This window comes from Paeniglutamicibacter sp. GQ140 (assembly GCF_059759235.1).
Window position 1 is genome coordinate 321,156 of record NZ_JCAXDW010000003.1, and the last position, 24,778, is coordinate 345,933.

At 67.9% G+C, this 24,778-nt stretch carries 21 protein-coding genes; 18 read left to right on the plus strand and 3 right to left on the minus strand.

Going from position 1 to position 24,778, the window contains the following annotated elements; genetic code table 11:
- Positions 1–139: 139 nt before the first annotated feature.
- The 8 genes from AC6CHY_RS06285 to dapF all read left to right on the plus strand — a co-directional run bounded on the left by AC6CHY_RS06285 (position 140) and on the right by dapF (position 11,559).
- Positions 140–5,653 carry a DUF6531 domain-containing protein gene (locus AC6CHY_RS06285; protein ID WP_498226110.1) on the plus strand — a complete coding sequence of 1,838 codons (5,514 nt, stop codon included), beginning with the start codon at positions 140–142 and terminating at the stop codon, positions 5,651–5,653.
- Positions 5,653–6,558, plus strand: a complete 906-nt coding sequence (locus AC6CHY_RS06290; RefSeq protein ID WP_498226112.1) for a hypothetical protein — start codon at positions 5,653–5,655, stop codon at positions 6,556–6,558. Before AC6CHY_RS06285 ends, AC6CHY_RS06290 begins: the two co-directional genes overlap by 1 nt.
- Before the next feature lie 88 nt (positions 6,559–6,646).
- Positions 6,647–6,799 carry a hypothetical protein gene (locus tag AC6CHY_RS06295; protein WP_498226114.1) on the plus strand — a complete coding sequence of 51 codons (153 nt, stop codon included), beginning with the start codon at positions 6,647–6,649 and terminating at the stop codon, positions 6,797–6,799.
- A 94-nt stretch (positions 6,800–6,893) separates the two neighbouring features.
- Complete coding sequence (locus tag AC6CHY_RS06300) at positions 6,894–7,223, plus strand: hypothetical protein (protein ID WP_498226115.1); 330 nt, start codon at positions 6,894–6,896, stop codon at positions 7,221–7,223.
- 268 nt (positions 7,224–7,491) lie between these two features.
- Positions 7,492–7,845, plus strand: a complete 354-nt coding sequence (locus tag AC6CHY_RS06305) for a hypothetical protein (RefSeq protein WP_498226116.1) — start codon at positions 7,492–7,494, stop codon at positions 7,843–7,845.
- Between the two features lie 266 nt (positions 7,846–8,111).
- A complete protein-coding gene (gene miaB, locus AC6CHY_RS06310; RefSeq protein WP_217390550.1) occupies positions 8,112–9,623 on the plus strand; it encodes a tRNA (N6-isopentenyl adenosine(37)-C2)-methylthiotransferase MiaB in 1,512 nt (503 codons plus the stop codon).
- 4 nt (positions 9,624–9,627) lie between these two features.
- Positions 9,628–10,536, plus strand: a complete 909-nt coding sequence (gene miaA / locus AC6CHY_RS06315) for a tRNA (adenosine(37)-N6)-dimethylallyltransferase MiaA (protein ID WP_498226118.1) — start codon at positions 9,628–9,630, stop codon at positions 10,534–10,536.
- 66 nt (positions 10,537–10,602) lie between these two features.
- Entirely contained in the window at positions 10,603–11,559 is a 957-nt protein-coding gene (dapF, locus tag AC6CHY_RS06320) for a diaminopimelate epimerase (protein ID WP_498226119.1), read from the plus strand.
- Positions 11,560–11,610: 51 nt separating this feature from the next.
- Here dapF and AC6CHY_RS06325 read toward each other — a convergent pair whose 3' ends face one another.
- Complete coding sequence (locus AC6CHY_RS06325) at positions 11,611–12,228, minus strand: class I SAM-dependent methyltransferase (protein WP_217390553.1); 618 nt, start codon at positions 12,226–12,228, stop codon at positions 11,611–11,613.
- Between the two features lie 566 nt (positions 12,229–12,794).
- On the opposite strand from AC6CHY_RS06325, the gene hflX reads away from it, so the two are divergent.
- Together hflX and AC6CHY_RS06335 are read left to right on the plus strand one after the other, a co-directional pair.
- Complete coding sequence (gene hflX, locus AC6CHY_RS06330) at positions 12,795–14,366, plus strand: GTPase HflX (RefSeq protein ID WP_217390554.1); 1,572 nt, start codon at positions 12,795–12,797, stop codon at positions 14,364–14,366.
- On the plus strand, positions 14,359–16,365 hold the full coding sequence (locus AC6CHY_RS06335; RefSeq protein ID WP_498226121.1) for an ATP-dependent DNA helicase: 2,007 nt from the start codon (positions 14,359–14,361) through the stop codon (positions 16,363–16,365). The genes hflX and AC6CHY_RS06335 overlap by 8 nt, the downstream gene beginning before the upstream one ends.
- A 118-nt stretch (positions 16,366–16,483) precedes the next feature.
- Here the strand turns inward: AC6CHY_RS06335 and lexA are convergent, their stop codons facing one another.
- Positions 16,484–17,203, minus strand: a complete 720-nt coding sequence (lexA, locus tag AC6CHY_RS06340; protein WP_217390556.1) for a transcriptional repressor LexA — start codon at positions 17,201–17,203, stop codon at positions 16,484–16,486.
- 288 nt (positions 17,204–17,491) lie between these two features.
- Between lexA and AC6CHY_RS06345 the strand changes: the two genes are divergently transcribed.
- The 8 genes from AC6CHY_RS06345 (at position 17,492) to AC6CHY_RS06380 (ending at position 23,964) form a co-directional block, all read left to right on the plus strand.
- Positions 17,492–17,878, plus strand: a complete 387-nt coding sequence (locus tag AC6CHY_RS06345; RefSeq protein ID WP_498226122.1) for a LysM peptidoglycan-binding domain-containing protein — start codon at positions 17,492–17,494, stop codon at positions 17,876–17,878.
- A gap of 114 nt (positions 17,879–17,992) precedes the next feature.
- Positions 17,993–19,108, plus strand: a complete 1,116-nt coding sequence (locus AC6CHY_RS06350) for a histidinol-phosphate transaminase (RefSeq protein ID WP_217390557.1) — start codon at positions 17,993–17,995, stop codon at positions 19,106–19,108.
- 119 nt (positions 19,109–19,227) lie between these two features.
- Entirely contained in the window at positions 19,228–19,848 is a 621-nt protein-coding gene (hisB, locus tag AC6CHY_RS06355) for an imidazoleglycerol-phosphate dehydratase HisB (RefSeq protein ID WP_217390558.1), read from the plus strand.
- Positions 19,849–20,484 (plus strand): imidazole glycerol phosphate synthase subunit HisH, encoded by a 636-nt coding sequence (gene hisH, locus AC6CHY_RS06360; protein WP_217390559.1) that lies wholly within the window; start codon positions 19,849–19,851, stop codon positions 20,482–20,484.
- A gap of 2 nt (positions 20,485–20,486) precedes the next feature.
- Positions 20,487–20,642: a CG2302 family histidine operon protein gene (locus tag AC6CHY_RS06365; protein WP_217390560.1), complete on the plus strand. Its 156-nt coding sequence runs from the start codon at positions 20,487–20,489 to the stop codon at positions 20,640–20,642.
- A 71-nt stretch (positions 20,643–20,713) separates the two neighbouring features.
- The gene (gene priA, locus AC6CHY_RS06370) at positions 20,714–21,457 is read left to right on the plus strand and encodes a bifunctional 1-(5-phosphoribosyl)-5-((5-phosphoribosylamino)methylideneamino)imidazole-4-carboxamide isomerase/phosphoribosylanthranilate isomerase PriA (protein ID WP_498226125.1); all 744 of its coding nucleotides are present in this window, start codon (positions 20,714–20,716) and stop codon (positions 21,455–21,457) included.
- 252 nt (positions 21,458–21,709) lie between these two features.
- Positions 21,710–22,624 carry an SseB family protein gene (locus tag AC6CHY_RS06375; RefSeq protein WP_498226127.1) on the plus strand — a complete coding sequence of 305 codons (915 nt, stop codon included), beginning with the start codon at positions 21,710–21,712 and terminating at the stop codon, positions 22,622–22,624.
- A complete protein-coding gene (locus AC6CHY_RS06380; protein WP_498226129.1) occupies positions 22,615–23,964 on the plus strand; it encodes an MFS transporter in 1,350 nt (449 codons plus the stop codon). Before AC6CHY_RS06375 ends, AC6CHY_RS06380 begins: the two co-directional genes overlap by 10 nt.
- A gap of 176 nt (positions 23,965–24,140) precedes the next feature.
- Here AC6CHY_RS06380 and AC6CHY_RS06385 read toward each other — a convergent pair whose 3' ends face one another.
- Entirely contained in the window at positions 24,141–24,506 is a 366-nt protein-coding gene (locus AC6CHY_RS06385; RefSeq protein WP_217390564.1) for a DUF1844 domain-containing protein, read from the minus strand.
- Positions 24,507–24,778 lie beyond the last annotated feature (272 nt).

Here is a 24,778-nt window from a genome sequence, read left to right on the forward strand (position 1 = left end):
TTTTCCTTCGCCCCCGTTGTCACCGGCCCTGCCGGACAGACGACGGGGGCGCATTCAATATCTTTTCGGGGCATCGACGGTGCCCGGGTGGTTTTTTCGGGGAACTGGCTGTTCCCGCGGGCTGATGAGGGAGTATTACGTGGCCAATCTGGGGGCCTTTGAGCACGACGTTGCATTTGATTTCGGTACCGCCAATGCGTTGATTGGCGCGTTCCGAGCCGCGGCGTCGAAGATCGAGGGGCAGGCCGGATCGCGGTCTTCCTTGGTCTCAGCGGCACGCACGGAATTCAAGGGCCACTTCTCCCAGCTCTTTGCCGACAACGCCCGCGTGGCCTCTTCCGATGCGAGCGAACTTGCGGCGCGGCTGCGCGAAGCGGCCGACGGCGCCAAGCAACTGAAGGAACAGGCGCACAGCGAAAACGAGCGCCGGCGCCTGGCCCGGGAATGGAAGCAACGCAAGGACGAACGCGACGCGAATATCTTCCTCAACGCCGTCGACGCGGTCTTCGGCGAAGAGGATCCGCCGGTCGGCCCGCCGTCCGCCCCGGTCTCGGTCCAGGCATCCGAACCGCGGACCGGCGTACGCCAAACCCCGAATCCGGGCAACGGCGGCGGTGGCGGCGGAACCTCGGCAGCCCGGCCCAGCGACCTGCGTACATTTGCCACCGGATCGGCGAACCTGAACTCGGACCTGGCCGGGACGCCCGGCTCCCTGCGCGGGCACCTGGCCGACTTCTCGGCCCGCTGCAGCTACGGCCGGCTGAGCGCCGGCCCCGTGGTCCGCGGATTCGAAAAGTGGCTTGAGGCCAACGAACAGGACGTGTTGTGGGCGCGCACCATTGCCGACGCGTTTGCCGCCGCGGGCGGCGAAGGCAACGTCTCGCAGCTGTCGAACGCCGCGCTGCTGGCGGCGCTGGCTTCCCAGGGTGTTGGTGCATCGCGCCAGGACCTGACGATTACCCCGGCGCAGGCCTACGGCGGACCGCCGACGACCGGCTATTCAAACGACCCGGTTAACACCTCGACCGGCAATTTCCTGGAACCCGAGGTCGACCTCGGCTTCGCCGGGGCGGCAGCGAACCTGGCCGCGACCCGGATGTACAACTCCCTGTCCGAGGCCACCGGGGTCTTCGGTCCGGGCTGGGCCTCGATCTTCGAGGTGCGCCTGGAGCTGGACGACGAAGGCGCCTCCCTGGTCCTGCCAGACGGACGAGAGGTGCGCTTTCCGCGGCTGGGCGAGGGCTGGGACCGCGCCGACGGCGAAAACTGGTGGCTGCGGCGCGACTCAATGACAGCCTCGGGCGAACCGGCCCACGACGGCACCGGAACCCCGGACGCGGACACGGCCGAGGTCCTGGTTGCCTCGGACAACGCCGGCGCCCGATGGGTGTTCACTGCATCGGGCACGTGGCTGTCCACCGACCGCGGCCCGGGCAGCGGCATCACCGCGCTGCACGACGCCCACGGGCGGATCACGGGCCTGGAACACGAACGCGGCCGGTGGGTCAGTGCCGAATACTCCGGCGAGCCCGAGGACGGCGGGCGGATCACCCGGCTCGAGGCCTCGGACGGTCGCCGGGTGGACTTCGCCTACGACGCCTCCGGGCAATTGGTCGCTGCCGCCGGTCCGGGCGGAACCCGCACCTATCGGTGGAACGAAGTCGGGCTGATCGAAGCCGTCATCGATGCCGCCGGGGTGGCCGAGGCAGTGAACACCTACGACGACCGGCGCCGGGTGCTCACCCAGGTCTCCGCCTTCGGGCGCACCACCCGATTTGCCTACCTGCCCGGCCGGCTGACAGTGGTCTCCGACGAGGACGGCACCCGGTCCAACACCTGGATTGCCGATGCCAAGGGCCGGCTCGTCGGCGTCATCGACGGGCAGGACAACCGCCAGTCGATGGGTTACGACCGGTGGGGCAACCTGGTGTCCGCCACCGAACGCGACGGCAGCCTCAGCGTGCACGCCTACGACGAGCGCGGCCGGCGCATCCGCACCCTGACCCCGACCGGCGCCGAATTCAACTTTGGCTACGATGCGGCGGACCGGCCCCTGACCGTGGTCAGTGGCACCGGCGCCGTGGTGACCTATGAGTATCCGGATGACGCCGCGCGCAACCCGAGCGTGGTCATCGACCCGGAGGGCGGGCGCACCGAGCTGGAATGGAACCACGGGCTGCTGGCGCGCATCACCGATCCCACCGGGGTCGTCATGGAGTTCGCCCACGACCGGTTCGGGGACCTGAAGGCCATTTCCAACGCCTTCGGAAACACCGCCCGGCTGCACCGCGACGAGGCCGGCCGGGTCACCGAGGCCGTCTCCCCGGGCGGGGCCCGCACCTCCTACCTCTACGACGGCGCCGGGCGGCTGACGTCGCGCCGCGACGCCGACGGGGCGCTGTGGCGCTTCGAATACGCTCCCGGAGGCGCCCTGGCCGTCATCACCGACCCGCTGGGCGCACGCACGGTGATGGAGCACGGTGCCCACGGCCAGCTGGAACGCACCGTGGACCCGCTGGGCCGCGCGGTGGCGCGCCGCTTCGACGACCTGGGCCAGGTGGTCTCGCTGCAGCTGCCCGACGGCGCCGAATGGCGCTTCGCCCACGACACGCTCTCCCGGTTGACCGGGATCACCGACCCGGAGGGCAACAGCTGGGCACGGGAGTACGGGGTGAACGGGGAGCTGTCCGCGGTCGTGGATCCCACCGGGGTGCGCCAGGAATTCTCCGTGGACCCGGCCGCCGGCGCGTTCGGCGTCGCCGACGAATTCGAGCGCGGCACGCTGCGCTGCGACGAATACGGCCGCCCGGTCGCCTCCGAGCAGGCAGACGGCAGCAGCGAGCTGGCCACCTATGACCTGTGCGGACGCGTGGTCGAGCTCGTCGACGGCGAGGGCGGGCTCACCCGGCTCGAACGCGACGCCGCCGGCCGGGTGACCGCCCAGGTGTCCCCGACCGGGGCGGTGACCCGCATCGAATACGACGCTGCCGGACGCCCGTGCGCGAACATCGATGCCTCCGGGGCCCGCACCACCCTGGCCTACAACGCCGATTCGCGCATCGTCGCCCGCACCTTCCCCGACGGCCAGTCCGAGCGCATCCGCTACGACGCCATGGGCAGGGTCATCTCCCGCAGCCTGCCGGCGCGCGGCACCGCCCGCTACGACTACGACAAGGCGGGCCGGCTCACCGGGGCCGCCGACGCGGTGTTCGGCATGCGGCGCTTCCGCTACGACGCCGCCGGCCAGCTCACCGAGGCCGTCAACGGCCTCGGCGGGGTGACCCGCTACGAGTACGACGAACGCGGCCGCCTGGTGTCCAGCACCGACCCGCTGGGATCGGTGGTGCGCCGCACCTACGACCAGGGGGACCGGGTCGTGTCGGAAACCGACCCGCTGGGCCGCACCACGACTGCCGGCTACGACACGGCCGGCCGCCCGCTCTGGCAGCGGGCCCCCGGCGGGCAGCGCCTCGCCTGGGGCTACGACGCCGCGGGGCGAGCGGCCACCACATCCGTGGACGGGCAGATCCTGGTGCAGATCGAGCGCGATGCGCGCGAGCGCGCCGTGCGCATCACCGACGGCAGCCGCCCAGATTCTAGGTCCGTGCTGCACGAGCTGCGTTTCAACCGGCGCGGCCAGCTGGTCTCCCGAACCCGCGACGGTGCGGGCGTGGCCTGGGAATACGACGCGGACGGGCGGCGCACCGCGCTGCTGGACCCGCAGGGGACGCGCACCGGATACCGGCACGACGCCGCCGGCCGCCTCGCGGCCGTGGAACACCCGGTGTTCGGCACCATCACCTATGCCCACGACGCGGCCGGGAAGCTGCTGGGCGCCACCGCGGGGGACACCCTGCAGGCCTGGGACTACGAGGCCGGGGCGCTGGTGCGCCACACCGTGACCACCCCGGACGGGGTCCAGGCCACCGAGCTGGTGCGCGATGCGGACGGACGCATCGCCGCGATCCGCACCGGCGGGACTGAGACCCGCTACGCCTACGACGGCGCCTGCCAGCTCGAACGCATGCAGGAGGCCGACGGAACCGTTACCACCTGGCGCTACGACGCGGCCGGCCGGATGGTTGCCGAAACCGCCAACGGGCACACCACCGCCTCCACCTACGACGCGGCCGGCCAGTTGCTGGCCACCGCCACCGGCGCGGGGAGGACCGAGTACACCTATGACGCCTCGGGCAGGCGCACCGCGGGCACGGGACCGGACGGGGCCACCCGCTACGGATGGTCCGGGCTGGGCACCCTGCGCACGGTGGAGCACACCGACCCGCAGGGATCCGGGGCGCTGCACACGCTGTGGGTGGATGCACTGGGCGAGCTGGCCGAGGTGGATGGCACCGCGCTCTGGTGGGACACCGCCGAGTACGCCCCGCGCGTGGTTTCCATCGGGGAGCGTTCGGTCACCGCCCTGCCCGGCGGGCTGGCCGCCGTTGACGGCAGCCTGCTGGGAGCCGGCTGGCGCGGCGCCCACCCGACCGAGGCGACGAACCCCTGGGCCATGGCGGCCGGCACCGTGCCGGGCCTGCCTGCGGGCCTGGGCATCGGCGCCAACGGCGGGGTGCAGGTGGCGGGCCTGGACTGGCTCGGCGCCCGCGCCTACGATCCCGCGACGCGCGGCTTCCTCTCGGTCGATCCGCTGGATCCGGTGGCAGGTGCCGGATGGGCGTCAAACCCCTACTCGTATGCCGGCAACGACCCGCTGCACGCCATCGACCCGCTGGGCCTGCGCCCGGTGACCGAGGCCGAGCTGACCGCCTACCGGGAATCGAACAACGGAGCCCTGGCCGCGGCCGGGGACTGGATGAGCGAGAACTGGGAATACGTTGCCGGAGGGGCCATGGTCGTGGCCGGCGGCGTGCTGATGGCCACCGGCGTGGGCGGACCGGTGGGCATGGCCCTGATCGGTGCCGGTGCCGACGTCATCATCCAGAAGGCCACCACGGGAGACGTGAACTGGGGCCAGACCGCCGTCATGGCGGTGACCGGCGGCCTGGGCGGCGCGGTCATGGCCGGGCGCATGGGCGCGCTCGGGGTAAACGGTGTCAGGGCGGCCGTCGCCGAAGGCGTTGCGGCCGGAGCCACGTCGGGCGGAGCCGGAAATGCCTACACCTATGGCACCGGGCCGGGACCTCACACACCGCTGGGCTACCTCCAGGCCACCGGGACGGGGATGGGCATGGGTGCGGCCACGGGCGGGTTCGGCGCCGGCGCCGGAACCTACGCCGGGCGTGCGCTGCTGCGTTCCGGCCCCGTCGTGAACAACGTCATCCGCCCCCTGACCACGCGGCCCGATGCGGACACCGCGATCATGGGACGGTGGATGGACGGGCGCGTGACGCCGTTCGCCGACGCGACGGGGGCCGGCTACTACAACGGGACCCCGGCACGGATCCGCAATCTCTTCGAAACCAGCGAGGGAAACGTGCTGCACCGGCCGGCCTCCTGGCTGCAGGATCGGGTGGATCTTGACGTCAACCGGCTCTGGATCAGGTCCCAGATGGCCCAGGGGAAGAACCTGACGGACATCGGGGTCGACCTGCACGGAAGCCCGTTCTACCAAATGGAACGAGTGGAAGTGAACGGCTACCGCGGGTACACCTATGCCGAACAGCCCAACAGCGACTTGAGGGTTCCCTAATGACAAACCAGGACCACGACTCCACCGGACCGGACGATGGCGCCCCCGGGTACCGGGTGCGCCGGGTTGGAAACGCCCCGGCAGACATCTTCAGGGGCAGGGTCTACGACGTGGAGGCCATGCCGGCCGGCGCGGCGATTCCCGCGTTCCGCGTCCGGGACAAGGACCCCGTCGGCCTGCTGAGCGCGACCTCGTGGCCATCGCTGTTGCTGACCAACGAGGAGCGCATGGATGAAGCGGCGGCGCGGGGCGTCGTCTCCGCGGCGGACCGGGCACGCTGGCAGACCGGAGGCGAACGGCGACGTGGGGCCTGGGTTTCGTCCCGGCCCGGAGCAGCGGACCAGCAATGGCCCCTCGAGGGTGCCGAAGCACGACGTGCCCTGATGGATGTCCAGTGGGTTGCCTCGTGGTTCCGGGACGTCCTGTCTGCCGAGGCACGGGTGCACGCCTATGGGCTGGTCGGCGCGGGCCAACCCGGCGCGGCGCTGGGGTTTTTGGCCGAAGCGGTGCGCTCCGAGAAGGTAGCGGTGCCGCGGCGGTTCGCGTTTGCCTTGGAGCGTTTGGGGAAAGCCCATGGCGTCGAGCCTGCAGCGTTGGAAGCCGTCTACGAGTTTGTGCCGGAAGAAGACACAGCCTGGGCGTGGGCGCATACGCTTAACCTGCCCAAGATCCGCAAGCGGTGGTTGACGGACGAAACCGGGGACCAGCGCCGCCTCATGGAGGTCGAATGCACTCCCGTGGGCCAGCGGTGGCCCGAGTGGACGAAACGGACGGACAAGAGCCGCGAACTCATCGAACCGTTGCTGGGCCGGGAATTCCACGATTTGCTCCATCGCCGGGTCCTGCTCGAATACGACGGCGGGTTGTATCGGTGGCAATCCTTGTTCCACGAGGACATCCTGTAGGACCGTCATGTCATGTGGCCCCTGGAGCGCGACGCCTGGGGGCTGCCGTTCTGATGTTGCCTTCGACAACACTGAAGACCCGATCCACATGATCCAGGAGATCTCCGAAATCCTCGCTGGACACTCGCGGCCGGAATGCTTTGAAACCTTCCGCGTGAAATCCCCGGCGTCGCTCGGGATCTCGACCGATTCGCACATGCAGGGCTGGCCGAGCTTGAGGGCAGGTCCGATTACCGACTGAAACAAGCGCAGCTGGCTCCGCCGCCTATCGGCGAGGCGCCGGAAGCATCCTTGAAGGGATCACCGTGGCCGCTGAACTAGAAAGGGAACCATTCATGGACATCGCTGGCATCATGCGCGAGTTCGCCGGATACCTTGAGAAGGAACGACTGCCGGAGGCGGCCCGTGCCTACGACGAATTCGCCCGCGAACTCGAGGCGGGCGTTTCGCGCGACCGTTTGGCGGAAATCTGCCGGGAGGTCCTGGAATCGCTCCGGGCGGGCCCGATGACGATCAGCGACAGGCCCGTCACGAATGCGGACGGGTCCGTCAACTCGGAGGCGACGAACCGTTTCAACGCACTTATTGACGAACTGCGGAAATTTGCCAGCGGCCATGTCCGCGGCGCCCGACGTTTTCGTTGGTGGGGCGGTTCCCGCGGCTAGACACGAGTGCATGCAGGCTGATGATCGACCAGTGGCGCCCAGTCGCGGGGGCAGTGCCCTGCGGGACGCTGGCCACGGTAAAGGCGCCAGACTCCCTGGCCGTTCGCAGCCGTGCGAACCGCGGCGCGAGGAAATGAAGATGTGCGGAACTCGTCATCAAGACGAAAACCATCGATGGATTTACAGCCGGCTGCGACAGCGACGCATGTAGGAAATCCGCGTTCCACGCTCCCAATCGTCGAGTTGAAACCGTCTTGATAGTGGGGACATGGATTACGGGAAAAGCCGACGTGAAGGGAAAACGGGCACATTGGGTATCGAAAACCTCGTTCGCATGGTCACGGAGCTTTCGGAGATCCTTGCCGAATATTCGCAACCCGATTGGTCCGAGATCTTTCGGGTGAAAGCCATCGAACTTGGCACGGCGTCGACCGACTCGGAAGCGAGCCGGATCTACAAGGGGATTCTGGAATCCCTCAGGGGCGGCGCGGGGAGCGCGAATGACCTGATGCTTTACCAAAACGGCAGGTTACTGAGGAAGCAAACGAACCGCTTTCACGAACTCTTGGAACACATCCGTGAGGCCGCGTACCGAGGGCTCGCCGAGCTCGAGGACGCCTGAGGGGAGTATCCGGACGCGGGGGACGGCGCGCTCCGATGCAGCTACGCGCAGCTGCCCGAACAGCAACGCGATGGAAGGATCCTGGCGTCCGTGGCTACCGGTGGCGTGGCGCGGACGTGATTCACCTGACCGGTCGCTGGTGAACGCGTGGTGTTGTTTCAGGGATGTCGGAGGACGTCGAATGACACCGCCTGGACGTTTGCCGGCCCCGGGATGGTGCGCCACGAAACTTTGGGTAACCTTGAACGGTGACTGAGCATGAACCGATGACCCAGATTGACGGCGACGAGATGCCCCGCTCCTATGAGGTGCGCACCTTCGGCTGCCAGATGAACGTCCACGATTCCGAACGCCTCTCCGGCCTGCTGGAGGGCGCAGGGCTGGAACGCAAGGACGAGGCCCTGACCGACGAGGTCGCCGACGTGGTCGTGTTCAACACCTGCGCCGTGCGCGAGAACGCGGACAACAAGCTCTACGGGAACCTGGGCATGCTCGCACCGCTGAAGCGCGAACGCCCGAACATGCAGATTGCCGTCGGCGGGTGCCTGGCCCAGAAGGACCGCGAGACCATCCTGAAGAAGGCCCCCTGGGTCGACGTGGTCTTCGGCACCCACAACATCGGTTCGCTGCCGACCCTGCTCGCCCGGTCGCGCCACAACAAGCAGGCGGAACTGGAGATCCTCGAGTCCCTGGACGTCTTCCCCTCGACCCTGCCCACGCGCCGCGAGTCGGTGTATGCCGGCTGGGTGTCGATTTCCGTGGGCTGCAACAACACCTGCACCTTCTGCATCGTGCCCTCGCTGCGCGGCAAGGAGCGGGACCGCCGGCCCGGGGAGATCCTCGCCGAGATCGAGGCGCTGGTCGCCGACGGCGCGATCGAGGTGACCCTGCTGGGCCAAAACGTGAACTCCTACGGCGTCGAATTCGGCGACAAGCTGGCCTTCGGCAAGCTGCTGCGCGCCTGCGGGCAGATCGAGGGCCTGGAGCGCGTGCGCTTCACCAGCCCGCACCCCGCCGCCTTCACCGACGACGTCATCGAGGCCATGGCGCAGACCCCCAACGTCATGCCGCAGTTGCACATGCCGCTGCAGTCGGGCTCGGACAAGGTCCTGAAGGACATGCGCCGCTCCTACCGCTCGAAGAAGTTCCTGGGCATCCTGGACAAGGTCCGCGAACAGATCCCGCACGCGGCCATCACCACCGACATCATCGTGGGCTTCCCTGGCGAGACCGAGGAGGACTTCCAGGCGACGCTCGACGTGGTGGAGGCCTCGCGCTTCTCCACGGCCTTCACCTTCCAGTACTCCAAGCGCCCCGGCACCCCGGCCGCGGACCTGCCCGACCAGCTGCCCAAGGCCGTGGTGCAGGAACGCTACGAACGTCTCACGGCGCTGCAGGACCGCATTGCAAAGGAAGAGAACGCCAAGCAGGTCGGGCGCACCGTCGAGGTGCTGGTGACCGAGCAGTCCGGCCGCAAGGCTGGGGAAACCCACCGCCTCTCCGGCAGGTCCACCGACCAGCGTCTGGTGCACTTCTCCGTGCCGGCCGGCGCCGAGGCGCCGCGCCCGGGAGACCTGGTCACCGTGCCGATCACCGGTGCCGCGGCCTTCCACCTGGTCTCCGACCCGTGCGCCGAACAGTACTCGCTGCGCCGTTCGCGCGCCGGTGACGCCTGGGACCGCGCCCAGGCCGAGAGCTGCGCGGTTCCCGCCCCCGGTTCGGGCGCGGCCGGGGGCAAGACCAACCTGGGCATGCCCTCCCTGATGGTGCGCGGCTAGGGGCATGGCTTCCGAGCAGCTGCCGGTCCTCGCGGTCGTCGGCCCCACCGGGACGGGGAAGTCCGACCTGTCCATCGCCCTGGCGCGGGAGCTGGGCGGCGAAATCGTCAACGCCGACGCCCTGCAGTTTTACCGCGGCATGGACATCGGCACCGCCAAGCTTCCGCCGGAAGAACGCGGCGGGATACCGCACCACCTGCTCGACATCATGGATGTCCGCCAGGAGGCCAGCGTCGCCCGCTTCCAGGCCGAGGCGCGCCATGCCTTCGACGACATCCGCGGCCGCGGCCTGGTGCCCATCCTGGTCGGCGGGTCCGGCCTGTATGTGCGGGCGGCGTTGGACGAGATCGACTTCCCGCCGACCGATCCGGCAATTCGCCGGCGGCTGGAGGCAGAGGCCGCCGAAGCGGGCATTGCCCCGTTGGCCGCACGCCTGGCGGAGGTGGATCCGGCCTCCGCGGCCAGGAACCTCGATGACCGGCGCCTGATCCGCGCCCTGGAGGTCCACGAAATCAGCGGCAAGCCGTTCAGCTCGTTCATGCCCCAACGCCAATACCACGCCCCGGCACTCCAGATCGGGCTGAACATCGACCGCACCGCGCTGCATGAGCGCCTCGCGGCTCGGGTGGGCAGGATGGTCGAACTCGGCCTGCTGGAGGAGGTGCGCCGTCTCGATGCCCAGGGGCTGCGGGAGGGAAAGACCGCGTCGCGGGCCATCGGCTACGCGCAATTCCTGGCCGTGCTCGACGGCACCATGTCGGAAAAGGACGCCACGGAAAAGACGGTCATCGCGACCCGGCAATTCGCCCGGCGCCAGGTCACCTGGTTCGGTGCCGATGACCGGGTCAGCTGGTTCGACCCCACGGACAGGACCCTGGCATCCCGGGTCCTTGCCCGCATCCGGGAATCCTGATTCCGCACCGGGTCCCGCCCGGACCCAAATAGGTGCCGGGGTTTTGCGGCACGTATTCTTGTAACCATGATCGCGAACGACCCCACACCAGTGACCACCCCAAGCCTGCAGTCCGTCGTGGGGCGGCTTCCCTATGCCAAGGGGCACGGAACCGGAAACGATTTCGTCCTCATTGCCGATCCGCTCGATGAACACCGGCTGGAGGCCGAACAGGTCGCCGCCCTGTGCGACAGGCACCGCGGCATCGGCGGGGACGGGCTGATCCGCGCGGTTCCCTCCGCCACCCTGGCCGAGGGCCGGGAAGTGCTGGAAACTAGCCCGGACGCCTACTGGTTCATGGACTACCGCAACGGGGACGGATCGATCTCCGAGATGTGCGGCAACGGGGTGCGCGTCTTCGTGCACTTCCTGCTGAGCGAAAAGCTGGTGGACCTTCCGGTGGGCTCCCGGCTTCCCATCGGCACGCGCGCCGGGGTAAAGGTCGTCACCCGGCTCGAGGACGGCTACGCCGTGGACATGGGCCCCTGGGAGTTCATCTTCGAGCAGGCCGCCACCCAAAACGGGCTCGATTCGAGGGTCACCACCACCGGCCTGGACAAGGCGCGCGGTGCCCTGAGCATCTCCATGGGCAACCCCCACACCGTCGTCGCCGTGGCCAACGCCGGCGAGCTGGAGGACCTGGAACTCTTTGTGATCCCAGACGTCCAGCCGCTGCCCCCGCAGGGAACGAATGTCGAATACGTCCTGGCCGCCGACCCCATCGTCACCGACGGCGTCGGGTCGCTGCGCATGCGCGTGCACGAACGCGGCGTGGGCGAGACCCTGTCGTGCGGCACGGGGGCCTGCGCCGCCGCGGCGGCCACCCGCCATTGGGCCCACGCCCAGGACATTCTCAACTGGAAGGTCCAGGTGCCCGGCGGCGAGGTGGGCATCGAATTCACCCAGGGTGCCACGGGCCGGGAACACGTGGTGCTCAGCGGCCCCGCGGTCCTGGTGTCCCGCGGCGAGATCACCGAGATCTGACACCGATGGCCGGGTTCCCCCAGGGGAACCCGGCCATCGGCACACAGGGGACTAGGAAGCCTCGGGGCGTGAGATCTTCAGAATGCGGAAGGCCTTGTCCGTTGAGACCCGCTCGATGCCCCAGTCATCGGGCATGACGGTGCCCAGCCACTTCTGCAGGGAATCGGCACCCAGGTTCTTCTGGACCACCAGCCAGGCGGTCCCGCCCGGGGCAAGTCGCGGCAGCCACAGCAGCAGAAGCTCGTGCAGGGCCTCCTTGCCGATCCTGATGGGCGGATTGGACCAGATGGTGTTGTACTGCAGGTCCGGGTCGATTGCCTCCGGAAGCCCAACGACCACGTTCTTCAGGCCCAGGGTCGCGGCATTGTCACGCGTCAGGGCGAGGCTTCGTTCATTCACGTCGACCCCGTACACCGTTGCCGCGGGGGAGGCCAGTGCCATCGAGAGTGCGATGGGGCCCCAACCGCAGCCGATGTCCAGGAGGTTTCCGCTGGCCGAGGGGTCCGGAACACCGTCCAGAAGAATGGCGGTTCCCTTGTCGATCCGGTCCGGGCTGAAGATGCCGCCGGAGCTTTGCAGCTTGTGCTCGGCGCCGCGCAACTTGACGCTGATGTGGCGCCGCTTCTCTGGGGTGGAAGGCTGGGCGCTGAAATAATGTTCCGGGGTCATCTTGGCAGGTTAACCGCCCGGGGGCGGCAAACCCAAACCCTGGCCCCGGATTCGGCCGCAAAAATGTGTGAGATGCCTCAATGCGCGCCGCCGGGGCAAGTGATAGAGTTTTCCGTATGACTTACATTTAAGGCGCACCGGACACGCGACGGTCCCCGGTCCTTCCCCGAGAGAGCCATTTGCTCCTTGGCCGGAAGTCGACCCCTGCCGGGCCCGAGAGCGTCGCGCCGAAAAGTCACCCCGCCGCAGTCGACCTTCCAAGACCAACGACGTTTTGCGAGACAAGGTTCCGCGGCGCGGCGTCCGGCATCCGGATCGACACGGCCCCCGCCGTGTGCGCACCGCCCGGCAACCCACGCAATCGCCATCCGATCCCGAACGGGCCCCGTGCCCGGTTCATGACACGGACACCACCTTTGGGACGTCTCTCCACATCCGGCGCCCCAGGCAAGGAGCAAACCATGCATCCATTCAACGAACACGGACACCCCGGCAATCAATCCACGCACAAGGACGCTCTTGTCGGTACGGGGCACTATTCTGGATTACAGCAAACTAAGGGGAACATGACCAATCCACAGCCTTCCGGCCCGCAGGACAACGACATGGACGAGGCCCAGATCCAGGCAGCCATCGAACGGATCCTGGCCAGCGACAAGGCCGCCGCCAGCAAGAGCACCCACTTCGGTGCTCCCGAGGACGAGGGCGTCCTTTCCGGCCGCGCCCAGGCGCTGAGCAAGCTCACCGGTGAGCATTCGTCCACCGACGGGGACCAGCAGGAGCTGGCCGAACGCCGCGCCCTGAAGCGCGGGGCAAGCCTGTCCACCGAACTCGAGGACGTCACCGAGGTCGAATACCGCCAGCTGCGCCTCGAGCGCGTCGTGCTGGCCGGCATCTGGAACGAGGGGACCGCCCAGGACGCGGAAAACTCGCTGCGTGAGCTGGCCGCCCTGGCCGAAACCGCCGGTTCGGAAGTGCTCGACGGGATGGTCCAACGCCGCGCGAAACCCGATCCCGGCACGTACCTGGGCTCGGGCAAGGCCATGGAACTGCGCGAAATCGTTGCCGCGACCGGGGCCGACACCGTCATCATCGACACCGAGCTGGCCCCCTCGCAGCGCCGTGCCCTCGAAGACGTCGTCAAGGTCAAGGTCATTGACCGCACGGCACTGATCCTGGACATCTTTGCCCAGCACGCCAAGAGCCACGAGGGCCGCGCCCAGGTCGAACTGGCGCAGCTCGAATACCTGCTTCCGCGCCTGCGCGGCTGGGGCGAATCGATGTCCCGCCAGGCCGGCGGCCGCGTGGGTGCCGCCGGCGGCGGCATCGGCTCCCGCGGCCCGGGTGAAACGAAGATCGAACTGGACCGCCGCCGCATCCGCGACCGCATGGCAAAGCTCCGCAAGGAGATCAAGGGAATGCTGCCGGCCCGCGAGGCCAAGCGGGCAAACCGCAAGCGCAACGCGGTGCCGTCGGTGGCCATCGTCGGGTACACCAACGCCGGCAAGTCCTCGCTGCTCAACCGGCTCACCGACGCCGGGGTCCTGGTCGAGAACGCCCTGTTTGCGACGCTGGATCCGACGGTCCGCCAGGCGGAGACCCGCGACGGACTGAACTACACGCTCGTCGACACGGTCGGCTTCGTGAAGTCGCTGCCCACCCAGTTGATCGAGGCCTTCCGCTCCACGCTGGAGGAGGTTGCCGAATCGGACCTGATCCTGCACGTGGTCGACGCCGCGCACCCGGATCCCGAAGGCCAGATCCAGGCCGTCCGCGAGGTGCTCAACGACGTCGATGCGCGAAACATCCCTGAGCTCATGGTCTTGAACAAGGCCGATGTCGCGGACCCGTTCGTGGTCGAGCGCCTGCGCCAGCGCGAGCCTAACCACGCCATCGTCTCGGCACGCACCGGCGAAGGCATCCAGGAACTGCTCGAAAAGATCAGCGCCGCAATCCCGAGGCCCAATGTCCAACTAGAATTGATGATTCCCTATGATCGAGGCGACGTGGTCAACAAGCTCCACGGCGCCGAGGCCGAGATCCTGGCCGTCGAACACACCGAATCGGGAACCCGCATGATGGTGAAGGTCCGCGAAAGCATGGCCGCAGAAGTGGAGCAATTTAGTATTCATGGCTGAGGAAACAGAGGTCATCGCCCTATTGGACGAGGCAGTGTCCAGCATGGGCGGACAAAGCCGGCCGGGGCAGCACGAAATGACCCGCCAGGTCGTGCGGGCCATGGAGACCGGTGAACACCTGCTGGTGCAGGCGGGAACCGGAACCGGCAAGTCGATGGCCTATCTGGTTCCCGCGCTGGCCCACGCGCTGGAATCGGAAAAGCCCGTGGTGATTTCCACCGCAACGCTGGCGCTGCAGGCGCAGATCGTCGGCCGCGACGTGCCCCGCCTGCTGAGCTCGCTGAAGGACAAGCTGCCGCGCGAAATGGACGTGGCCCTGGTCAAGGGACGCTCCAACTACGTGTGCCAATACAAGCTCGGCGGCGGCTACCCGGACGACGACGAAGGCGCATTGTTTTCGATGGAATCCGGCACCCCCGTCCTCGGCGGGTCCTCCGATGGCCCCGGCTCGGCGCTGGGCCAGGAAGTGGTGCGCCTGCGCCAGTGGGCCGAACGAACCGACACCGGAGACCGAGACGACATCACGCCCGGGGTCAGCGACAAGGCATGGCGCCAGGTATCGGTCAGCGCCATGGACTGCCTGGGGTCCCAAAAGTGCCCCATGGCCTCGGAGTGCTTCAGCGAACTGGCCCGTGCCCGCGCGGCCAGCGCCGACGTCGTGATCACCAACCATGCCATGCTGGCTGTCTCTGCCTTCGAGGGCCTGGCCGTGCTGCCGGACTTCGACACCGTCATCATTGACGAGGCCCACGAACTGCAGGACCGCGTGACCAGTTCGGTGACGCGGCCCCTGTCGGTGAACATGGTCCAGACCGCGGCCTCGGCCGCCCGCAAGCACTGCTCGGTGAGCGTGGACGCGCTGAACCAGGGCGCCAAGGCCCTGCAGCGTGCCCTGGAGGGCGTCCCCACCGGGCTCATGGCCCGCGGGCTGAACGAGGACCAGGAAGCTGCCATCAACCAGATCGCCGAGGCCGCACGCGTGGTCCTCTCCGACTCGAAGCCCGAGGCCAACGCGCCCGCCGACGGCGGACGCCAGATGGCCCGCTCCCAGGTCACGTACCTGGTGGATCAATGCACCAAGATGCTTGAAATGACCGAGGAACGCGAGGTGATCTGGGCGTCGCGGCCCGGCCACTTCAGCCCGGGGGAGGGCTATGTCCAGCCCGACGAATCCAGCCAGCCGACCTTGATGGTTGCCCCCCTGTCCGTCGCGGGAAAGCTGCGCGAGGGCCTGTTCGACGGCCGCACCGTCATCCTCACCAGCGCGACCCTGGCCATCGGCGCCGCCTTTGAGCCGGTTGCCGGTTCCCTGGGCCTGGTGGGCGACGGAGCACCGACCTGGAACGGCGTCGACGTGGGCAGCCCCTTTGACTACCCCAAGCAGGGCATCCTGTATGTTGCCAAGCACCTGCCCAAGCCCGGGCGCCAAATGTCCCAGGAGACCCTGTCCGAAATCGAGGACCTGATCAAGGCCTCCGGCGGCGGTGCCCTGGCGCTGTTCACCTCGCGCCGGGCGGCCGAGGAAGCCGCGGAAATCCTGCGTGCGCGCCTGGACATCCCCATCCTGTGCCAGGGCGAATCAAGCATGAAGGCGCTGGTCGACCAGTTCTCGGCCGAACCGGACACCTGCCTGTTTGGCACGATGACGCTGTGGCAGGGCGTGGACGTCCCGGGCAACGCCTGCCGTCTGGTCATCATTGACAAGATCCCGTTCCCGCGCCCCGATGATCCGCTTTCCTCGGCGCGCAGCCGCGATATCGCCAAGCACGGCGGAAACGGTTTCATGGCCGTGGCCGCGAGCCATGCCGCGGTGCGGCTGGCCCAGGGCGCGGGCCGCCTGATCCGTTCGGTCAATGACAAGGGCGTGGTTGCGGTGCTGGACTCGCGACTGGCCACCGAACGCTACGGGACCTTCCTGCGCGCCTCGCTGCCGCCGCTGTGGGCGACGCCGAACAAGGCCACCGTCATCTCCGCGCTCGAACGGCTCAGCGAAGGCTGAGCCCCTGGCGCTGCCCGTCCCGTTTGCGGTTGATGGGCAGGGGAAGCAAAACACCCGTGGGGGCCGATCCGGTGATCGGCCCCCACGGGTGTTTTGGGGATGAGTTGTTGCTGCGGCCCTAGACGGAACGCATGACCGATACGACCTTGCCCATGACGGTTGCGGCGTCACCAAGGATCGGTTCGTATCGGGAGTTCTGCGGCAGCAGCCAGGTGTGCCCGTCACGCTGGCGGAAGGTCTTCACGGTGGCCTCGTCCTCGAGCAGCGCCGCGACGATGTCGCCGTTGTTGGCCGTGGGCTGGCGCCTCACGACAACCCAGTCGCCGTCGCAAATGGCCGCATCGATCATCGAGTCGCCGCTGACCTTGAGCATGAAGAGCTCACCGTGCCCCACCAGCTGGCGCGGCAGTGCGAAAACGTCCTCGATCGCCTGGTCGGCCAGGATCGGCCCGCCGGCGGCAATGCGCCCGACCAGGGGGACCATGGCGGTGTCGGCGGAGGTCGTCAGCTCCGAGACGTTCATGCCGTTGGCTGCCTTGAGCTCCGACTGGCCCTCCACGACCTCCAGCTTTGCCTCGCTCTTGAGCTGCAGCGGCAGCAGGATCTCCATTGCCCTCGGGCGGCGCGGATCGCGCCTGATGTAGCCAAGCTTCTCGAGCTGGCTGAGCTGATGGGTCACGCTGGAGAGGCTGGCAAGTCCCACAGCGTCCCCGATTTCCCGCATCGACGGCGGGTACCCGTTGCTGCTCACGGAGCGTTGGATGGTTTCCAGAACCTTCTTCTGGCGGATTGTCAGGCTCTTCGCGTCGCGTCGAGGGGTTCGTTGTTCGGTCGTCATTGTCAATGCCTCATCCCGATCGTCGCCGGTTGCCCGCGCGTGCCGCAAATTGTCGGTGTGGGCTGGTGTAGTAAATACATCGCCCCACAACCACCATCCTAGTAGACAAAGTCACTGCTTTCAAAGATTTGTTCGAACAGATCTGGACACGTGTCGTCGAAAAGTGCTAGAAATAAGATACGCACTACGAACACATGTTCGAAAGGTGCGTTCGAATAACCGTCGCATGTTCGATTGCGGGCCAACTGGACCCGGTCGGACCAGCGAATTCAGAGGAAAGGCAAAGACGTGGCAAACACTGCTTTCTCGGCCCCGCTCCACCTTGTTACATCCAACGACTACCTGCCCGAACCGCAGCCGTCGCTGGCTCCGCTACGACTGACCCGCCGCGGGAAATTCGTGCTGATCGGGCTTCCCATCTTCGTGGTGAGCGCCGCAGTGCTCATGCTCCTGGGGCTGTTCCTCTCCCCGGCAAATGCTTCCGCGGACATCCCGCTGGGCGTCAACGCAGTGAGCGTAACCGTCATCGAGGGAGACACCCTTTGGGGCATTGCCCGCGAATTCGCACCGCAACTCGAACCCCGCGAAGCGGTCCGCCAGATCGGCGACCTCAACAACCTCAACAGCTCCGTGCTGCTCCCGGGCGCCGAACTCTTCGTTCCCACCGGAAGCTAGGGCCCTGCCCCGGCCGTGTCCTCGGGCGCCGCATCGGCTCATTGCGAACCGATTATTACCCTTGGCGCCGGCCATGATTCTCGGGCCCACCTGCCCCCGCCGTAGACTTGACCCGTGAATGAACGGCTAAATCGCCTGGCAAATCTGCCCCTGCGAGAAAATCTTCAAGGTCTCGAACCCTACGGCGCACCCCAGATTGACGTCCCCATCCAGCTGAACGTCAACGAAAACACCCACCCGGTCCCCGCCGAAGTGCATCGCGCCATTGTCGAAGAGGTCTCGGCGGCCGCCGTGGGGTTGAACCGTTACCCGGACCGTGAATTCACCGAGCTGCGCGTACGCCTGGCCGCCTATCTTGGCCACGGGCTGGAAGCGGACAACGTCTGGGCAGCCAACGGCTCCAACGAGGTCCTCCAGCAAATCCTGCAGGCCTTTGGCGGACCGGGCCGCTCCGTCATGAGCTTCCCTCCCACCTACTCGATGTACCCGCTGCTGGCCTCCGGAACCGACACCACCTACGTTGCCGGCGTGCGTTCGGCCGACTATGGACTTTCGGCGGCGGACGCCGCTGCGCAGGTTCGCGAGGCTGCACCGAACATCGTCATCCTGTGTTCGCCCAACAACCCCACCGGAACCGCGCTGGGCCTGGATGTTGTCGAAGCCGTCTACGAGGCCGGCCGGGCCAGCAACGCCATCGTGATCGTCGACGAGGCGTACGCGGAATTTGCCCACACCGGGACCCTGTCGGCACTTTCCCTGCTGCCCGGTCGCGAACGGCTCATCGTCTCGCGGACCATGTCCAAGGCCTTCGCCCTGGCCGGCGCCCGCCTCGGGTACCTGGCCGCGGCCCCGGAAGTCGCCGACGCCATCCGCCTGGTGCGGCTGCCCTACCACCTCTCTGCCGTCACCCAGGCAACGGCGAATGCGGCACTGAAGCACGCGGACATCCTGCTGGCCAACGTCGAGGCCATCAAGGTGCAACGCGACCGCATCGTCAACGAGCTCACCCGCATGGGCCTGCACCCGGCCTCCAGCGACTCCAACTTCGTGTTCTTCGGGGGAGTCAAGGACACCAAGGCCATCTGGGAAGGGCTGCTCGAGGCCGGAGTCATCATCCGCGACGTGGGAATTCCCGGACACCTGCGGGTCACCGCCGGCACCGAGGACGAAACCACCGCGTTCCTTGTCCGTCTCGAGGAACTGCTCCATCAGGGGCCTCACACGCTCTAACGCTAAACTTGGAGCGGTGGAGCCGGTGGCGGCGGGCGGCTTGCAGAATTTGCCCGGCCGCACACCTGCCGGCCGCCGCCCCGCATCCTCGTCTCAACGCCTGATCTAAAGGAATGTGCATGTCTGCCGAAAAACTCACGGGTCGTCGCGCTCGCCTCGAACGCATCACCAGCGAGTCCTCCATCTTTGTCGAACTTGATCTGGACGGCACCGGCCGCTCGGAGATCAGCACCAGCGTCCCGTTCTACGACCACATGCTGACCGCGCTGTCGAAGCACTCGCTGATCGACCTCACGGTGCGCGCCACCGGCGACACCCACATCGACGTGCACCACACCGTGGAGGACACCGCCATCACCATCGGCGAGGTGCTGCGCACCGCACTGGGCAACAAGGCGGGCATTCGCCGCTTCGGCACCGCCTACGCCCCGCTGGACGAGGCCCTGGCCCGCGCGGTGGTCGACATCTCCGGGCGCCCCTACCTGGTCCACGGCGGCGAGCCGGCCGGCCAGGAATACCACTTGATCGGTGGCCACTTCACCGGGTCGATGACCCGCCACGTGTTCGAGTCGCTGACCTTCCACGCCCAGATCTGCGCCCACATCGAGGTGCTCTCGGGCCGCGATCCGCACCACATCGTCGAGGCCCAGTTCAAGGCCCTGGCCCGCGCGCTGCGCGACGCCGTGGAAGTCGACCCGCGGATCGGCGACGCCATCCCCTCCACCAAGGGCGCGCTGTAGATGGCAGCCAAGACGGTCACCGTCCTGGACTACGGATCCGGCAACGTCCGCTCGGCCGTCCGCGCCCTTGAGGCCGCCGGCGCCCAGGTCAAGCTCTCGGCCAAGCCCGAGGACATCCTGGAATGCGACGGGCTCTTCGTGCCCGGCGTGGGCGCCTTCGCCGCCGTCATGGAGGCGCTCAAGGAGGTCGGCGCCATCCGCTGGATCGGCCGCCGCATCGCCGGCGGGCGGCCGGTGCTCGGGGTCTGCGTGGGACACCAGGTGTTCTTCGACGAGGGCGTGGAGCACGGGATCCGCACCGAGGGACTGGGCGAATGGCCCGGCACCGTGGAACTGCTCAAGGCCCCGGTCATCCCGCACATGGGATGGAACACCGTCACCCCTCCGGCAGGAAGCAAGCTCTTCGCCGGGATCGAGGACGAACGGTTCTACTTCGTGCACTCCTACGCGGTGCAGGAATGGAACTTCGACGTCGCCCAGCCCAAGATGATCCCGCCGCAGGTCACCTGGGCGGAGCACGGGGTTCCGTTCATTGCCGGGATCGAGAACGGCCCGCTGTGCGCCCTGCAGTTCCACCCGGAGAAGTCCGGGGAAGCCGGGGCCAAGCTGCTGCGCAACTGGTTGGCGAGCCTCTAGGGATGCTGATCTGGTCAATTGTCCTCATGGGCGTCGCCGGCATCCTCGCCGGCGGCGCGCTCTCGCTGCGCCAGCAGCGCGCCCACATCTCCTGGATCATCACCGCCTGGGTGCTGGCCGGGGCTGCGCTCTTCTGCGCCTACCTCCTGACGCTCTAACCACCTTCCTCCTTCCGGGCACCGCCGGCCGCACCCGGCGCCGGCCCGGGATTGACCCCTAAGGATCGATCATGTCCGAGAACCAAAACAACATCCTCGAGCTGCTGCCCGCCGTCGACGTGGTGAACGGCCAGGCCGTGCGCCTGGTGCAGGGCGAGGCCGGCTCCGAGACCAGCTACGGCGATCCGCTCGAGAACGCCTTGGCCTGGCAGGAAGCCGGCGCCGAATGGGTGCACCTGGTGGACCTGGATGCGGCCTTCGACCGTGGCGCCAACACCGAGCTGCTGGGCCGCATCGCCAGGGAACTGACCATCAAGGTCGAGCTCTCCGGCGGCATCCGCGACGACGAATCCCTCGAACGCGCCCTCGAATTCGGTGCAACCCGCGTGAACCTGGGCACCGCGGCCCTGGAAAACCCGGAATGGACCGCCCGTGCCATTGCCCGCCACGGCGAGGCGATCGCCGTCGGCCTTGACGTGCGCGGCACCGTGCTTTCGGGCCGCGGCTGGACCAAGGAAGGCGGCGACATCTGGGACGTGCTCGCACGCCTGGAGGACGCCGGCTGCGCCCGCTACGTCGTCACCGACGTGACCAAGGACGGAACGCTGCGCGGACCCAACGTGGAACTGCTGGCCGAGATGTGCAAGCGCACCGCCAAGCCGGTCATCGCCTCCGGCGGCATCTCCAGCCTCGAGGACCTGCGCGTGCTGCGCGAACTGGTCCCGGCCGGCGTCGAGGGCGCAATCGTGGGCAAGGCCCTGTACGCGGGCAAGTTCACCATGGCCGAGGCGCTGGACGTGGCAGGGCGCCGCTAGGGCACAGCCGCCTGCGCCGTTGACCGGCGTCAAGCGTTGAATGGAAAGGGGGCAGGGCCGCGCGGCGGACCTGCCCCCTTCCATGTTCGGGCGAGGTGCCGACCAAGGCCCTGCGGCGGCGCCGGCGGGCGAGCTTCGCCACACCCACTTCGGCGTTGGCACATGGCGAACCGGCCCGGCACATGGGCACCGGCGGCAAGGCGCCAATACGCGCGATCCGCCGCTGACGTGGGCGCAAGATAGCATGTGGATATGAGCGCGAATTCTCCTTCTTCCCCCGCCGGCCAGGGCGCCGAACGCCACCTGCCCGGACACATCGCCGCGGCCCTGGCGCGCGCCGGCGGATCCGGCGATTCCGCCGGGCAGGAATGGGAAGGGCGGGACCTCAGTGGGGAAGGAAACCCGCTGCACAACTTCGACAACGACAACGGCCTGATCGATGAAAACCTGCGGGCGGCATTCGACGGACTGATCGCCGGAAGCGGCGGCGAGCAGCAGGTCCACGCCGCCCTGGCCGGCGCCCGCGTCTACATCGCCGTCGTGGCGCAGCTGGCCGACGGCGGCATGGGGGAGCACGGCTTTGCCGAGGACAAGGAAGCCGACATGGCACTTGTCACCCTCAATGCCCCCGACGGGCGCAAGGCCCTGCCGGTGTTCAGCAGCGTCGACAACCTCCAGGCCTGGCACCCCGAGGCCCGCCCGGTGGCCGTCTACGCGCCGCGGGCAGCCCTCTCGGCGGTAAGCGAGGACGCCCAGATGCTGGTCCTGGACCCCGGAGCCGATTTCACCTTCGTGCTGCGCCGCCCGGGCATGTGGGCCCTCGCCCGGCAACAGGAGTGGATTCCCAGCTACCTCAGCGAGGACCTTGCTGCGGTGGTGGCCGAGCAGGCCAGTGACGAGAAGGCTCTTGCCTCGATCCAGATTGCCCCGGGCCGCGGGGTGGGAACACGCACGGCCGCCGGTGCCTCCGTGGCCGGCGGGGGATCCGGGCCGGAACTGCGCCTGGAATTCACGTTCCGCCCGGGTACCGACGAGGCGGCGGCCCGCGAGTGTGTCTCACGGATCCACGCCCGGCTCTCCGCCAACCAGGACTTTGCCGAAAACGTCGACTCGCTCGAGGTTGCCTTGAAGGCAGGACCCTCCGCAGACCCCGGCACGTGGGCGTGAAATTCGGTCGCTACGGCCAACTGCTGCGCCAGCCCCGGATCGCGCCGCTGCTGTTGATCGGCATGGTGGCCAGGCTGCCGCACGCCACGGTCGGCATGCTCCTGCTGCTGCACCTGGTCAACGAGCTGGGCATGGACTGGGGACCCGCGGGCCTGGTGGTTGGCCTGATGACCATCGGCATCGCGCTGGGTGCGCCGTGGCGCGGCCATGTGGTGGACATGTACGGGCTGCGCCGGGCGCTGATTCCCTCCATCATCGCCGAGGCCGTGGTGTGGAGCATCGTGCCGCAGGTTTCGTTTTACTGGGTGCTGCCGCTGGTGTTCGCCGGCGGGCTCTTTTCCCTTCCGGTGTTCTCCGTGGTGCGCACGGCGCTGGGCGTGATGACCACGGGGGAGACCCGCCGATCCGCCTTCGCCCTGGATGCCATGGGCACCGAGCTGGTCTTCATCGTCGGGCCGGCGACCGCCGGGATCGTTGCCACGTCCCTGGACACCACCGTCGGGATGATCGGCATTGCCGCGGCGGCCTCGCTCAGCGGCGTGGCATTGATGATCCTGAATCCGCCCACCCGCTCGGGCCAGCCCGGGGCGGTGGCCCAGAAGCCCAACCCGCACGAGGAGCGCCTCGGGGCCGAGGCCTCGCTCATTGCCGCGGGGCCCGGCGGCCTGGCCGACGTCGAAGGCGAATTGATCCTTGCCGGTTCCAAGTCCGCGCGGGCGCGCGTCGCCGCCCGCGGACGGGAGTTCCGCCACAAATTCGGCTGGGTCAGCGCCTCGGTGATCGCGGTGTTCATTGCCGCCTCCGGCGCCGGACTGGTGCTCTCGGGCACCGAGGTAGGGATCTTGTCGCTGCTTGACGAGCAGCACAGCGAGGGACAGCTGGGCATCGTGTTCCTCTTCTGGTGCGGCGCCTCGCTCGTGGGAGGACTTCTCTACGGCAGCCAGAACCGGCGCATCTCGCCGATCGTGCTGTTGCTGGCCATGGCGGTGCTCACGCTGCCGATGGCGTTCGCCACCAACACCTGGTCGCTGGCGCTGCTCTCGATCCTGCCCGGCATGTTGTGCGCCCCGGTGCTGTCGGCGGCCTCCGAATGGCTGACCGACCTGGTGGCGGAAAAGCGGCGCGGGGAGGCCATGGGCTGGTACGGCTCGGCGCTGACCAGCGGCACGGCCCTGGGCTCGCCGATCACCGGCGCGACGGTTGACGCCTTCGGCGCCTACTCCGGATTCCTCATGGTCGGAGCCATTGGCGCCCTGGTGTGTGCCGTGGCGTTGGTGGCACAGCAGGTGCGCCGGCACCGTGCGACCACGCGGGCACGCACGCTCATCGAAGATGCCTAGGGCCGGCTGAGGGTTCGGCGGACAAAAAACAAGTGCCCCGCCGTGAAGCGGGGCACTTGATCAGCAATGCGGCCGGGTGGATCCCGGTGGTTCGGATTCTCCGGAACCATCCTGTGAGAAACCTCTCGGCGGCAGGCCGCCAAAATCTTGCAGTGTTACGCGGGAAACGCGGTGGGCTAGTTCACCGGGCCGGTTAGCTTTTCACCCGGGCCCTTGCCCGGCTCGTCCGGGAAGGTCGAGGCCTCGCGGAATGCCAGCTGCAGCGAGCGCAGGCCGTCGCGCAACGGACCTGCATGCTGGGAGCCGATTTCCGGGGCGGCGGACGTGACCAGGCCGGCCAGTGCGGTGATGAGCTTGCGGGCCTCGTCGAGGTCCTTCAGCTCTTCGGCGTCGTCGCCTGCGGCCAGGCCGCACTTGACGGCGGCGGCGCTCATCAGGTGAACGGCGGCGGTGGTGATGATTTCAACGGCAGCCACTTCGGCGATGTCGCGGATCTCGTTGGTGGCGTCGGTGGAGACCGGATTGGTTTCAGGAGTGCTCATACTGCTAAGCTTTCCATAGACCGACTGAATCCGTGTATTTGGAAGCGTCGCCCAACGGGTGGATGTGACCAAGGAGCCATGGATCAGTACGCAAGTGGAGGCCACTCCCACCCGCAGCAGCCGATTCAGGCGGCCGGGTAAGTTCGGTGCCGATGACCCCGCGGGGAATGTCGGCTGGATGATTTATTCATCGATCGAATCTGGGGCCTTCGCCTGCACTTGCAGCCGAGGGCCTTTCCTTTTGCTGCGGTGGCCTCGAACTTCGAACTACT